The sequence below is a fragment of the Methanothrix soehngenii GP6 genome (assembly GCF_000204415.1).
In the GTDB taxonomy this organism is placed as follows: Archaea; Halobacteriota; Methanosarcinia; order Methanotrichales; family Methanotrichaceae; genus Methanothrix; species Methanothrix soehngenii.
Map to the genome: position 1 here is coordinate 2,190,017 of NC_015416.1, position 12,101 is coordinate 2,202,117.

The following is a 12,101-nucleotide window of genomic DNA, read 5'->3' on the forward strand; positions in this document are numbered from 1 at the left end:
TCAGGTGAAGACAATCGCTCCGTATCCTACTACCTGGCTATAGTCGCCGCTCACGTCCCCACTTGTGCCGTAGCAGAGCAGCTTGCCGCTGCTGGCCCCCAAGAGGCGAGAGGCGGCAATGGTTGCCGCAATCGGTCCGATGCCACATGAGGATGCATTAAAGCGGTAGACCCGGGAGTAGATCTGGGGGATATCCATATTCAGGATGGCCTCAATGACCTGTGAATCCACCTTTCTTGCCACTTCCCTTGGCTCATAATGGGTAAAATCGCTGCTAGCAATCACGGTGCACTTTCGCCCAAGCTTCAAGGCCGCCCGGGCGATCTCCTCGCCCACCTCTACTGCCGTCTCCTCATCCTGCATTCCCATGGAGATGGCGAGGATCTTGAAATCCTCAAACCGTTTCTGAAGAAATGGAATCTGCACCTCAATTGAGTGCTCATGCTGGTGAGCGGCCTCATCATGGTCGATGATGCTCCCGGTCAGAAGATCGGCCAGCTCGAGGTCTGGCGTGACCACCCCCAGAGCAGTTCTCCATGAATCGCGAGATAGTGCTACCGGAGATCCTAAGCCATGATGGTTAGGCCCCAGGATCACATAGGTCTCTCTCTTTGGCAAGCGGGAGTAGACCATTGCGGCAATCCGGCCAGAATAGACATATCCGGCATGGGGGACCACGCCGCCCACTATTGGCATCTCCTCTACAGGAGGCATAAATTCATCCAGCTGGCGCCTAAGCTCCGCTGAGCTACCTGGGTAGAACTGGCCGGCAACAGCTGGAGGCCTCACGGACTCAGAACTCCATCTCGAAGTCCGAGATAGTGTACTTGAACCGGTCCTCTTGTCCACTCTCACGCAGCACCTGGCGAGCAAGGAGCCAGTAGATCAGAGTGAGAGCCTTTCTGCCCTTGTTGTTGGTGGGTATAACCAGGTCGACATTTGAGGTCATATTGTTGGTATCGCACAGGGCGATCACTGGTATCCCCACATCAACCGCCTCATTTACCGCCTGAGCGTCCCCGCTGGGATCAGTGGCAATGATCACATCCGGCTCTATGAATCCCCGAAAGGCCGGATTGGTCAGGGTATTGGGCACGAAGCGTCCCACATTTGCCGTTGCTCCTGTAGCCTTGGCGAACATCAGGGCAGGCCTCTGGCCGTACTGCCTGGCGGATACAATCAGAATATTTGTCGGATCGTATTTGGACAGGAACTTGGCGGCCAGGCGGATGCGCTTATCTGTGGATTGAACATCCAGGACATAGAGCCCGTCTGACCTTACCCGGTAAATGTAAGGCATCATATCATTTGTCTTCTGCTGAGTACCAATATGTACGCCCGCGGCGAGGTACTCATCTATCGGTATGAGAGTCTCATATTCTCCCGCTACCGTCATCACCTCATCTTCTTCCAACTAATTCACCTACCTTAATAGCGATTGCGTTTTACGGTGATGGGAATTACGCCCAGTCTCATCTCTTCAAGCGCTATTTCAAGAGGGTCGGTATGATTTGTATCGATCAATACTGGAGCGCCCATGAAAACCTGCAAAGCTCGTGCTCCTACGATGCGCGCACGTTCATATCTGGTATATTTCTCGCCCTTCAAATAGCCACCTCAAAAGGAAGAGTATGATGGGGTTGCTGAGATTCGAACTCAGGTCACAGCGTCCCGAACGCTGTAGGATGGACCAGGCTACCCTACAACCCCCTTCTACTGGTACCGCCTCAGGGTATCTACTATCTCCACATGGGAGAGCAGCATACGCCTGCAGCAATATTTGTCTATTCCCAGGTCATCCATGACTTTGCCGGGAGGCTCTGTCTTGATGCGCTCCCGGTATTCCTCCCATACATGGGATATCACTCTGCCGCAGGAAAAGCACCTGACTGGTATCAAGCAGTTTCACCTGTAGGACTTCTGGTATTTGGATCTGGCACCAGGGCCACCGAACTTCTTCCTCTCTTTCTGGCGGTGATCGCTGACGAGAAGATTTCGGTCGTATTCGGAATAGGCCTCTTTCAGTGCCGTATCGCCCGTCCACTCTACTATGCCCTTGGCAATTGCTGTGCGGACGGCGTCAGTCTGCCCCATGATCCCGCCGCCACTGACGACGACATCGATGTTCATTCCTTTTAATAGGTCTCCGGCGATCTCGACCGGTTCCTGAATCTTGAGTCTGGCAAGCCTGGGCTCGTGGATATCCAGAGGCACCTTGTTGATACGCACGATGCCCTTTCCTTCCTTCAGAGTGGCCCTTGCAGTTGCCGCCTTTTTCTTGCCAGAGGTATTAATAATCTTCATATTGAACCTCTCAGAAGTTTGCTCCGAGCCTCTTGCTCAAGGCGCCAAGCTCGATGTACTTGTTGTTGCTCTCAGTTCTCATCTTAGCAGCATCAGGCTGGGATAACTCCATTCCCTTGAACTCTCTGGGAATGCCCACATAGATCTTGAGCCTGGAGAATGCATCTCTTCCCCGCCTCATCTTGTAGGGAAGCATGCCCCGCACCGTCCTCTTCAGGATCATCTCCGGTCGTCGGGGGAAGTAGGGGCCTCTCTCTTTGCCGCCACGCGCCCTAGTCTGACCGTAATCCGTAAAGATGTGCTCCTTGTCCCCGGTGATGAGAGCTTTCTCGGCATTGACGATATTGACCTCTTCTCCTGCCAGGAGGCTCTTGGCGGTGACGCTTGCTAAGCGCCCCAGGACCAATCCAGTTGCATCTACTACTAACATCGCTCTCACCTCAAAATCTTAATGCCCGATCCCTTGGGGTGCTCTTGCATCAGGTTCTCTATCCGCATGCACCTGCCGCCAGCTTGCTGAATCTTGGACATGGCCTGGCTGCTGAAGTTGAGGGCAGCCACGGTTACATTGTGCTCCAGATTGCCTGAGGCCAGGACCTTTCCGGCCACGAGAACAGTATCATTTGACTGGGTGTGCCTGTTGATCTTGCTAAGGTTCACAGCAGCATAGTTGCGACTGGGCTTCTCCAATCTCCGGGCAATATCACGCCAGAGGGGAGCGCCCGTATCACGGGTGGCTGCCTTCAATTCGCCGATAAGGCGGACTATCCTTGGGTTTGTCTTCTCAAACGTCATTTGAATCCTCCGCATGGCCGAAATAGGCCGACTCACGCGTCTTGTGCGCGTTCGAACCATGTGGTTCATGCGCCCAGGGCATAATAATCCCTGTGCGGAATATGTAGCTCGACAATCCACCAGTATTTAAGGGTTTGCTAGGGGGATATTTGGCTGCGGGGCCTATCAGCTGATGAAAGTAGCTGATAGTATTAGCTGATAATATTTGCTGAGGATATTATTGCTTTTGATATTATATTCCAGCATGCTCCGTCGAAGACTTATTATAAATTAAGGCTAAGTTAGTCTGGGCGAATTTAATGATCGAATTCATCGACATGACCCTCGCGTTCTGTGTAGCTTTAGGATTTGCCCTGGGGATCATCAGCGGCCTGACACCCGGCCTGCATCTGAACAACTTCGCCTCCATGCTCCTGGCCATCTCTCCCCAGCTCCTCCTCCTCGGCTTGACTCCCTTTCAGATGGCCTCCATAATCCTCGCCGCCAGCATCTCCCAAACGTTCTTCGATGCTATCCCGGCGATATTCCTGGGAGCACCTGACTCAGAGACCGCCCTCTCCGTTCTTCCCGGCCAGAGATTGATGCTGGAGGGCCGGGGGATTGAGGCGGTTCGCCTCTCGGCCCTGGGAAGCGCGGGCTCGATCGCCTTCGCCCTTCTCCTGGTCTATCCCCTATCCTGGATCATCTCCAGCTACTACGACTACCTGGTCAAGTATGTAGGCGTTCTCCTCCTGGCCATCTCCCTGATGATGATCAAGTCCGAGAGGGGACCGTGGATCGAGGGCCAGGGCAGTCTGGTTCACTGGAAGTATAAATTGATCGCAGGGATGCTCTTTCTGACCAGCGGCGTTCTGGGCATATTCGCCTTTGAGCATGAAGATCTGCTATACTCCCCACTGGATCTCGAGCCACAGGTTCTCCTCCCCCTCCTATCAGGGATCTTCGGAGCCTCATCCCTGATCCTGAGCCTCACCACAAAGGTCCAGATTCCCAAGCAGACGGAGAGCAAAATCAAGATGCCGGGCCCAACCATTGCCAAGGCAGTACTGTCCGGCGGCCTGGGCGGATCGCTGGTGGCCTGGATTCCAGGAGTCTCGCCCTCAGTGGCCTCGATCGCCGCCCGCCTGGGGTCCCCCGGCACTGCAGAGGAATTTCTGGTTTCCATCGCCGGGGTGAACTCGGCCAATGCCCTATTCTCGCTCGTCGCCCTCTATGTGATAGACCGGCCCAGGAGCGGGGCTGCGGCAGCCATCCAGCAGCTCCTCACCCTGGACCAGAACATCATGGCTCAGATGATGATTATGGCAGTGATTGTGGTCCTGGCATCATATCTGGCTACCATCGCCGCTGCCCAGCTGGCTGCCAGGAGCATATCCAGCCTGAACTACCCCAGGCTCTGCATCATTGTGCTGGTCTTCCTGCTGGCAATGACCTATGCCTTCACCGGCATCTTCGGCCTGTTCGTCTTCTTCCTCTCCACCATCGTGGGGCTGATCGCCCCAGTGGCAGGCATCCACCGGATCCATGCCATGGGAGTATTGATGCTGCCCCTGATCGTGATGTATATTTGACGGAAATATAATTTGGATGCTTCATATTGCGGCGTCCTCTCCGAAAAATTTTCCAGATAGAGAGTGCTTGGAAGGGAAGGTCCGGAAATTCATCGGCAAAATCAGCATAGGGTTTGACTACTGGTTCACGTTCATTCTCAATCCTGACGTGGAGCCGATAAATAATAGGGCAGAGAGGATTGGGGTGTCTCCAAATGCTAACCGCAAGACTAGCCAGCTAAACATATACGATATTTTAAATACTATCGAATCCTATTAGTAATAATATTAGGCAAGTTAGGGGCTATTTAAGAACCTTAAGATGCCGCCTGAACCTTCATCTCAAAGGCTCTCCATGCGAATCGCCTGTTAGATTGGTGTTGAAAACAATAAATCGAGGATATATGGTGCTTTGTAAGAATTGCAAAGAGAGGGCAAAGCCGAATATACATTGCAGATGGAGCGATTTTATTCGGGGTCTGGGCATCATATATTTGATTTATATCTTCACAAAGATTCCCCAATGTCCGAACTGCAATTTTCCTATGCCCAGGAGAACTATAATTTTTGCCTTCCATTTGCCACGATACTTTGGAGAATTGGCAGAGAGTGTATCACAACGGACCTATCTGAAAGATATTATAGAATCCGACTCTCCGAGGTCTTATCTAAAGCGCAAATTCGATCTATCTCAATACATTGCGAGTATGAAAAAATACCAAATCCCGTCTCAAAATCTTTGGTCTGGGGTCGATAGGGACGACACAAACGGGGAATAAATCCTTAATGCTCGAAAAAGTCCTGGAAATGAGAATTCCAGGTGGAATTCGATGATTTTAGGGCTTGCTTTTTCACGATTTGTGTTATGTTATCATATAGAAGATCTTGCGGATAACCTTCAAAATACCCAAACGCATTTATGTGACATTGGATGAGGGAATAAACGTCTATTCGCAGAGGAAATTCGGCATATCTCATTCGCGAATAACCAAGAACCATGGTGAAACAGTAGAGTTTCCTTTTGTCTCCACCGATATCGATATAACCGCATTCGGCCCAATCAACCTGAGCTTGAATTCCTGGTTTGGTCTCGTATCGTATATCGCTGGAACTCCGATCTTAGGTCGGACTTCATGCACGAAATCCTTAACAATTGTATATTTTCCTGTAATCCTCTATCCTGGATTTCACGATAAATGCGGCTAGCAGAAAGAGGGCACTCTTTGAGTTTATCGATTATGTATTCCCTGAGGTCATCCAGTTTGGTTGGCTTCCGGGATCTCTTCTGGGTCAAAGGAGGGACCTGCGAATTCAGATACTTCCGCACCGTAACCCGGCTGTGTCCAGTCTGTCTGACGATCTCGCTGATGCTCAAATCTTTGTCGAATGACTGCTTATCGAGAGGGAGATGATCAGGGTGATGATCTTGCCTTATGGCGAGAAAATCATCACCAAGACATTGTTTGAGAGCTGATCACTCACTCTCTTTCTGTCCGGGCGCCTCTTTCCTCTTCCTCCGGGTCGGCCTTTTAGCCTTCCCGACCTGCACCTTCCCGCCCTCCTTTTTTTCGGCTTTCGCCTTTTCCTCCGTTTTCTCCTCTGGCGAGGCCCTTCTTCGATCCCGTATCATCCCCTTGCGGACCATCCTCTCCTTGATCATCATCCGCACCTCATCGCCGCCCACGCTGAAGACCTCGGATATCAATTCCTTCGCCACCTCCAGCTCCCTGCCGATGAGGGGATCGGACGCACTCGACCTTCCCGCCAGGCGACAGAGATGGTCTAAGGGCTTGTCAACCAGCTGGGAGGAGTATCGGTCCTGCTCTTCTTTGTAGATCTTGAGCATGCCATAGACGTAGGGATATAGGGGTGTGGCCGGACTGAGCCGGTAAAAGGTGTTGGTCTTCTTCTTAGCCTCGGCACGGGGAGAGGGGAGGATTCTCTTCTCCATGACCACTACCCCCAACCTCTCCAGCTTGTCCAGCTTATTGATGAGGGTGGTCTGGTTCCAGAATGGTCCCCCGCCGGTGGGCCCCAGCTCCCGCCAGATCTGGTTCAGCTGCACAAACCCCCCCTTCCTCTTAAGATAGACGAGCAGCATTGCCAGAGGCATTTGATCGCGCTGCAGGGCGGTATAGCGGGCGAACTCATCCAACATGAGGACCTCTGGGACAAATAACCGTAAAGCCTTTTCGGTTTTTTTGCAGAAGCATTTTTATCCCCCTTGCATCCTCAGATCTCAGGGTTAGACAATGCAAGCGATCATTCTCGCCGCGGGAGAAGGAAGCAGGATGCGCCCACTGACCGCAGGGGTGCCAAAGGTCATGCTCCCAATAGCTGGCAGACCACTTCTCGAGCATATCGTTCTCCGGGCCAAAGAGGCAGGAATTGATAGGTTCGTTCTGGTGGTGGGTTACGGCGCCGACTCAGTGCGGGATCATTTCCAGGACGGCCGGAGCCTCGGGGTGAAGATAGAATATGCTCACCAGAATGAGCAGCTGGGAACTGCCCATGCGCTGATGGCGGCGGAGAGCCTGGCCGAGGACAGTTTCATGGTATTGAATGGGGACGTTCTTCCCGATATTGGCGCACTGAAGGAGCTGGCTGCCAAGGGTATGGCGGTCTCGGCGATCAAGGTCGATGACCCAGGCAGGTATGGCGTCTTTTTGGAGGAGGACGGCATCTTCCAGTCGGTGGTGGAGAAGAGCGAAGATCCTCCCTCAAACCTGGCCAATGCAGGCATCTATCTCTTCAAGAAATGGATCTTCGATGAGCTGCGGTTAATACCCAAATCCACTCGGGGCGAGTACGAGCTGACAGACGGCCTGAACCGGGCGGCAAACAAAGAGGCCATAGAGATCGTAGAGCTGAACAGCTGGCTGGAGATCGGCCGGCCCTGGGATATCCTGGAGGCTAATCTTGCGCTGCTCGCTCAGGTCGAGCCCCGGATCTTAGGAGAGGTGGAAGAGGGAGCGACCCTGAAAGGAAAGATCTCCATCGGCAGGGGAACAGTCGTCCGCTCTGGATCATATATCGAGGGACCGGTTATGATCGGCCAGGACTCGGAGATCGGGCCCAACTGCTATATCCGGCCTACATGCTGCATAGGGGACAACGTCCGAATAGGCAATGCCGTGGAGATCAAGAACAGCACCATTATGAATGGCACCAAGATCGGCCACCTCTCTTATGTGGGAGACAGCATCATCGGGGAGAGATGCAACTTCGGCGCAGGGACCATCTGCTCAAACCTGCGCCACGATAAGGGTAGCATTAAGTCATATCTCAAAGGGGAGAAGGTAGACAGCGGCAGGCGCAAGCTTGGTGTGATCATGGGCCATGGAGTCATGACCGGGATCAACACCTCAATCTATCCGGGAACGGTGATTGAGGCCGGCTACTGGGGCAAGCCTGCAGAGGTCATACGGGGCCATATATCTCCAGAAATGAAAGATAATGGGCTTTAGTGACAAGCCTTTTCAAGGGTGAAGATGAGCACAGGATATAGCGACCAGAACAGGATACAAGGAGATCTTGATGAGAGATTTTATTTCCATAGCCAAGCCCACGGTGGGGGAAGAAGAGATAGAGGCGGTGGGAGAGGTGCTGAGGAGCGGCATGCTCACTCAGGGCGAAAAGGTCAAGAATTTTGAAGAGGAGTTCAGCGAGTATTTGGGTGTAGAGCATTCTATTGCCGTCAGCAACGGCACTGTGGCCCTGGACCTGGCCCTTAAAGGATTGGGGCTCGAGCCGGGAGACGAGGTCATTTCACCGGCATTCACCTTTATTGCTACCGCCAATACCGTTCTCTACCAGGGCTCGGTGCCCGTCTTCGCTGATGTGGATCCCAGGACGTTCAATATCGATCCAGACGACCTCTCCGAGAAGATCACCCCTCGTACCCGAGCGGTGATCGGGGTTCACCTCTACGGCCAGCCCTTCGATGCCAAAGCCGTATGTCAGATCTGCGAGGATCGTAATATTGCCCTGGTGGAGGATTGCGCTCAGGCCCACGGTGCGATGATGGGGGGAAGGATGGCGGGCTCATTCGGAACCGGTTGTTTCTCCTTTTATCCTACAAAGAACATGACCACCGGCGAGGGAGGCATGATCACCACCAACGATGACGCCCTGGCCGATCGCATGCGGCTGCTCCGAAACCACGGCGACACCGGAAAGTACAACCACATATCAATAGGCTACAACTACCGGATGACGAACATTCAGGGTGCCATAGGCTCGGGCCAGCTCAAACGGCTGGAGGGATTCATCGCCAAGAGGATCGAGAATGCCGATACCTTGAATAAAACGATCAAGATCGATGGGCTGACAGTTCCCTTCCGGACGGCGGATGTACGCCATGTCTACAACCAGTATGTACTGCGGGTGGAAGATGACTTCCCCGTCTCCAGAGAGAAGCTGATGGAGTATCTCAATGCCAATGGCATCGCCACCGCAGTACATTATCCCAAAGCGGTCTATGAGCAGCCCATCTACCAAAAGCTGGGTTATGGACGGGATAGGTGCCCGGTATCAGAGGACGTATCCCGTCGGGTGATGAGCCTTCCTGTGCATCCCTCATTGAGCGCCTCTGATCTCCAGCATATCGCCCAGACCATAAATTGCTTCGAGGACTGAACATGGACGTTGGAGTTATTGGCGTCGGGGCCATGGGAAAGAATCATGTGCGTGTCTACTCGGAGCTTAAAGGGGTAGATACAGTCTACGTCTACGATCCCATATCGGAAAATGCTCAGCGTGCCAGTGACCTCGCCACCGTCTGCTCAAGCCCCGAGGAGCTACTGGCAAAGGTAGATGCGGTAAGCGTATGCGTTCCCACTCGATACCACTTCGATACGGCCAGCAAGGTCATAAACGCAGGGGTAAACTGCCTGATCGAGAAGCCCATCACAATGACTGTCCAGGAGGCAGAGCGTCTCTTGGGGCTGATCGAGAAGACCGATCTTGTGGTGGGGGTGGGCCATATCGAGAGGTTCAATCCAATCGTGGAGGAGATCAAGAAGATCGCCGAGCGACCGGACTACGTCTCCATCAAGAGACATAATCCCACCTCCAACCGCATAACCGATGCCTCAGTGGTCGAGGACCTCATGATCCATGATATCGACATAGTCTTCAATGTCCTCTTCAAAGGGGAGGAGGACTACCAGATCTTCAGCGCCGGCAGCCGCAACGTCTGCGAGGCGATGGCGGTCTTCTCCGAATCCGTGGTCTCCATCTCCGCCAGCCGCCTGTCCTCCAAGAAGTTCCGCACCTTCTATGTGGAGGCAGAGGAGTTCACCACCGAGGGCGACTTCATGACCCAGGAGGTATACGTCTACCGAAAACCAGGAAAATACCGGGTAGAGGACGAGAGGTATATGCAGGAGAACATCATCGAGAAGGTTCTGGTTAACAAGGTAGAGCCCCTCAAGGTGGAACTGAAGACGTTCCTGGACTGCGTCCGGCAGAATAAGAGCTTCCCGGTCACTCCAGAAGAGGGCAAACGGAACCTGGAGATCTGCGAGAGGATCAAATCGGGATTGAATGCCAAGAAGGGATCAATATCGGAATGACAAAATCCCAGGGCAATTCTAAAGGCAATTCTCAGGATGAGTCCCAGGCCTATTATGCTCATCCCACAGCCATTGTGGAGAGCGAATCCATCGGCGAGGGAACGAAGATCTGGCACTTTGCCCATGTGCGCCCTAGCTCTAAGATCGGTAAGGGCTGCAATATCGGTAAGAGCGTCTACATAGATATCGGGGCAGAGGTAGGGGACAATGTGAAGATCCAGAACTTCGTCTCCGTCTACAAGGGAGTTAAGATCGAGGACGATGTCTTCGTGGGCCCATCGGCTACATTCACCAATGACCTCTATCCTCGCGCCTTTATCTGGGACGAAGAGCACGTCTTGGCTACCAGGATCTGCCGGGGGTCAAGCATTGGGGCCAATGCCACCATTGTATGCGGAATAACAATAGGCGAGTATGCCATGATCGGAGCGGGAAGCGTGGTGGCAGAGGACGTGCCATCCCATGCCCTGATCCTGGGCAATCCGGGCCGGCAGAGGGGTTGGGTCTGCCGCTGCGGCCGTCGTCTGAATACGATTTTGCATGATGACGGCAGCAAGACCGTGTATAGATGTTCATCCTGTGGAACGGATGTCGAGATAGTAAAGAGGGCATAACCAAGACATAAAAAAGGCATAGAAGGGGAGAAGGGCGGGAGAAGGAGAAGAACTATGGAATTGTCCGATATTAAAGCGAAGATAGCGGTAGTTGGCCTTGGCAATGCCGGCCTGCCGCTGGCTGCGGTCATTGCCGACAGAGGAATTGCTGTTTTGGGTGTTGACATAAATGATGAGCGCTGCCGGCTGATAAACCAGGGAACCAACCCCATCCCCGAAGAAGAGGGTTTGGAGGAGCTGATAATTCGGCACGGAGGGAAGAGCTTCATTGCCACACCACGCTTCGAAGATGCGAGAGACTGCTCAAGCTTCATAGTGATTGTGCCCCTATTCGTAGACCAGAGCAATAACCCTGATTTTTCGATTATGGATAAGGCTCTGCTCTCTTTAGGCCGGATACTGAAAAAGGGGGATCTGGTGGTCCTGGAGACCACCTTCCCTCCCGGGACGACATCGGGCAGGGTCAAAAAGCTGCTGTGCGAGTGCAGCGGTCTTGGGGAAGGTGAGTTCTTCCTGGCCTACTCCCCGGAGAGGATAATGACCGGATATAGCATAAGCCGGCTGAGGGAGTTTCCCAAGGTGATAGGGGGCACGGACGAGGAGAGCGGCCTGGCAGCATATCAGCTCTACCGGCAGTTCATCTCCAACCTCCATCTGGTCTCATCGGCCAGTGTGGCGGAGATGATCAAGGTGATGGAGGGCTGCTACAGGGATGTGAACATCGCCCTGGCCAATGAGCTTTATAAGATCTGTCAGGATCTGGGAATCGACTTTTTCGAGGCGAGAGAGAAGGCTTGCCATCAGTTCTGCCATATCCACCTGCCTTCCACCGGAGTGGGAGGGCACTGCATCCCTGTTTACCCCTGGTTTTTGATCAAAGAGATGGAAAAGCGAGAGATGTTCGACAAATGCCGTCTTCTTCATACCTCCCGCATCCTCAATGATGAGATGATCCAGTACTGGGCGGAGAGGATATTGCTGGAATGCATGAAGATCAACAAACCGCTCTGTGAAATCAAGATCTGTATCAAGGGCATAACATTCCGTGCGGGGGTCAGAGAGTTCTATCACAGCAGAAACCTTGCACTGGCAAGGCTTCTTTATGATAAAGGGCTGGACGTCTATGTGGCCGATCCACTGCTGAACAATGATGAGGTGGCCGCCAGGGGCTTTGAAAGCATCAAGCCCGAAGAGGCCGACCTGGTATTCGATCCCTTCCAATTGAACTTCGAATCTGGGAAAGCACTCTAGGGACTTGATCG

15 protein-coding genes, 1 tRNA gene and 1 pseudogene are annotated in these 12,101 nt (G+C 53.1%); 7 read left to right on the forward strand and 10 right to left on the reverse strand.

The window, feature by feature from the left end; all coding sequences use genetic code 11:
* The 8 genes from MCON_RS10860 to MCON_RS10895 all read right to left on the reverse strand — a co-directional run bounded on the left by MCON_RS10860 (nt 1) and on the right by MCON_RS10895 (nt 3,099).
* The gene (locus MCON_RS10860; RefSeq protein ID WP_048132377.1) at nt 1-789 is read right to left on the reverse strand and encodes an MEMO1 family protein; all 789 of its coding nucleotides are present in this window, start codon (nt 787-789) and stop codon (nt 1-3) included.
* Between the two features lie 4 nt (nt 790-793).
* Entirely contained in the window at nt 794-1,396 is a 603-nt protein-coding gene (gene rpsB, locus MCON_RS10865; protein ID WP_048132379.1) for a 30S ribosomal protein S2, read from the reverse strand.
* Nucleotides 1,397-1,428: 32 nt separating this feature from the next.
* Entirely contained in the window at nt 1,429-1,608 is a 180-nt protein-coding gene (locus MCON_RS10870) for a DNA-directed RNA polymerase subunit K (protein ID WP_013720015.1), read from the reverse strand.
* Between the two features lie 27 nt (nt 1,609-1,635).
* A tRNA-Pro gene (locus MCON_RS10875) sits at nt 1,636-1,710 on the reverse strand.
* 3 nt (nt 1,711-1,713) lie between these two features.
* Nucleotides 1,714-1,899 carry a DNA-directed RNA polymerase subunit N gene (locus MCON_RS10880; RefSeq protein ID WP_013720016.1) on the reverse strand — a complete coding sequence of 62 codons (186 nt, stop codon included), beginning with the start codon at nt 1,897-1,899 and terminating at the stop codon, nt 1,714-1,716.
* A 6-nt stretch (nt 1,900-1,905) separates the two neighbouring features.
* Nucleotides 1,906-2,304, reverse strand: a complete 399-nt coding sequence (locus tag MCON_RS10885; protein ID WP_013720017.1) for a 30S ribosomal protein S9 — start codon at nt 2,302-2,304, stop codon at nt 1,906-1,908.
* Nucleotides 2,305-2,314: 10 nt separating this feature from the next.
* The gene (locus MCON_RS10890; protein ID WP_013720018.1) at nt 2,315-2,734 is read right to left on the reverse strand and encodes a 50S ribosomal protein L13; all 420 of its coding nucleotides are present in this window, start codon (nt 2,732-2,734) and stop codon (nt 2,315-2,317) included.
* 5 nt (nt 2,735-2,739) lie between these two features.
* Nucleotides 2,740-3,099: a 50S ribosomal protein L18e gene (locus MCON_RS10895; RefSeq protein WP_232844280.1), complete on the reverse strand. Its 360-nt coding sequence runs from the start codon at nt 3,097-3,099 to the stop codon at nt 2,740-2,742.
* A 299-nt stretch (nt 3,100-3,398) separates the two neighbouring features.
* On the opposite strand from MCON_RS10895, the gene MCON_RS10900 reads away from it, so the two are divergent.
* On the forward strand, nt 3,399-4,670 hold the full coding sequence (locus MCON_RS10900; RefSeq protein WP_013720020.1) for a tripartite tricarboxylate transporter permease: 1,272 nt from the start codon (nt 3,399-3,401) through the stop codon (nt 4,668-4,670).
* 67 nt (nt 4,671-4,737) lie between these two features.
* Complete coding sequence (locus tag MCON_RS16415) at nt 4,738-4,929, forward strand: hypothetical protein (RefSeq protein WP_162145018.1); 192 nt, start codon at nt 4,738-4,740, stop codon at nt 4,927-4,929.
* Between the two features lie 506 nt (nt 4,930-5,435).
* On the opposite strand, the pseudogene istA reads toward MCON_RS16415, so the two are convergent.
* A pseudogene (istA, locus tag MCON_RS15715) lies at nt 5,436-6,084 on the reverse strand (IS21 family transposase); the annotation flags it as partial.
* A 39-nt stretch (nt 6,085-6,123) separates the two neighbouring features.
* Complete coding sequence (locus MCON_RS10915) at nt 6,124-6,807, reverse strand: hypothetical protein (RefSeq protein WP_013720021.1); 684 nt, start codon at nt 6,805-6,807, stop codon at nt 6,124-6,126.
* A 94-nt stretch (nt 6,808-6,901) separates the two neighbouring features.
* On the opposite strand from MCON_RS10915, the gene glmU reads away from it, so the two are divergent.
* The 5 genes from glmU to MCON_RS10940 all read left to right on the forward strand — a co-directional run bounded on the left by glmU (nt 6,902) and on the right by MCON_RS10940 (nt 12,090).
* A complete protein-coding gene (gene glmU / locus MCON_RS10920) occupies nt 6,902-8,116 on the forward strand; it encodes a bifunctional sugar-1-phosphate nucleotidylyltransferase/acetyltransferase (RefSeq protein WP_013720022.1) in 1,215 nt (404 codons plus the stop codon).
* Nucleotides 8,117-8,186: 70 nt separating this feature from the next.
* Nucleotides 8,187-9,287 (forward strand): DegT/DnrJ/EryC1/StrS family aminotransferase, encoded by a 1,101-nt coding sequence (locus tag MCON_RS10925; protein WP_013720023.1) that lies wholly within the window; start codon nt 8,187-8,189, stop codon nt 9,285-9,287.
* A 2-nt stretch (nt 9,288-9,289) separates the two neighbouring features.
* A complete protein-coding gene (locus MCON_RS10930) occupies nt 9,290-10,225 on the forward strand; it encodes a Gfo/Idh/MocA family protein (protein WP_013720024.1) in 936 nt (311 codons plus the stop codon).
* Nucleotides 10,222-10,839 carry an acyltransferase gene (locus tag MCON_RS10935; protein WP_013720025.1) on the forward strand — a complete coding sequence of 206 codons (618 nt, stop codon included), beginning with the start codon at nt 10,222-10,224 and terminating at the stop codon, nt 10,837-10,839. The genes MCON_RS10930 and MCON_RS10935 overlap by 4 nt, the downstream gene beginning before the upstream one ends.
* A gap of 54 nt (nt 10,840-10,893) precedes the next feature.
* Nucleotides 10,894-12,090: a nucleotide sugar dehydrogenase gene (locus tag MCON_RS10940; RefSeq protein ID WP_013720026.1), complete on the forward strand. Its 1,197-nt coding sequence runs from the start codon at nt 10,894-10,896 to the stop codon at nt 12,088-12,090.
* Nucleotides 12,091-12,101 lie beyond the last annotated feature (11 nt).

What these genes read in the sequence shown, in the direction of transcription:
- MCON_RS10915 (WP_013720021.1), bottom strand. Translation starts at nt 6,807, where the DNA reads ATGTTGGATGAGTTCGCCCGCTATACCGCCCTGCAGCGCGATCAAATG.
- glmU (WP_013720022.1), top strand. Translation starts at nt 6,902, where the DNA reads ATGCAAGCGATCATTCTCGCCGCGGGAGAAGGAAGCAGGATGCGCCCA.
- MCON_RS10895 (WP_232844280.1), bottom strand. Translation starts at nt 3,099, where the DNA reads ATGACGTTTGAGAAGACAAACCCAAGGATAGTCCGCCTTATCGGCGAA.
- MCON_RS10890 (WP_013720018.1), bottom strand. Translation starts at nt 2,734, where the DNA reads ATGTTAGTAGTAGATGCAACTGGATTGGTCCTGGGGCGCTTAGCAAGC.
- MCON_RS10900 (WP_013720020.1), top strand. Translation starts at nt 3,399, where the DNA reads ATGATCGAATTCATCGACATGACCCTCGCGTTCTGTGTAGCTTTAGGA.
- MCON_RS10935 (WP_013720025.1), top strand. Translation starts at nt 10,222, where the DNA reads ATGACAAAATCCCAGGGCAATTCTAAAGGCAATTCTCAGGATGAGTCC.
- rpsB (WP_048132379.1), bottom strand. Translation starts at nt 1,396, where the DNA reads ATGACGGTAGCGGGAGAATATGAGACTCTCATACCGATAGATGAGTAC.
- MCON_RS10940 (WP_013720026.1), top strand. Translation starts at nt 10,894, where the DNA reads ATGGAATTGTCCGATATTAAAGCGAAGATAGCGGTAGTTGGCCTTGGC.
- MCON_RS10925 (WP_013720023.1), top strand. Translation starts at nt 8,187, where the DNA reads ATGAGAGATTTTATTTCCATAGCCAAGCCCACGGTGGGGGAAGAAGAG.
- MCON_RS10885 (WP_013720017.1), bottom strand. Translation starts at nt 2,304, where the DNA reads ATGAAGATTATTAATACCTCTGGCAAGAAAAAGGCGGCAACTGCAAGG.
- MCON_RS10930 (WP_013720024.1), top strand. Translation starts at nt 9,290, where the DNA reads ATGGACGTTGGAGTTATTGGCGTCGGGGCCATGGGAAAGAATCATGTG.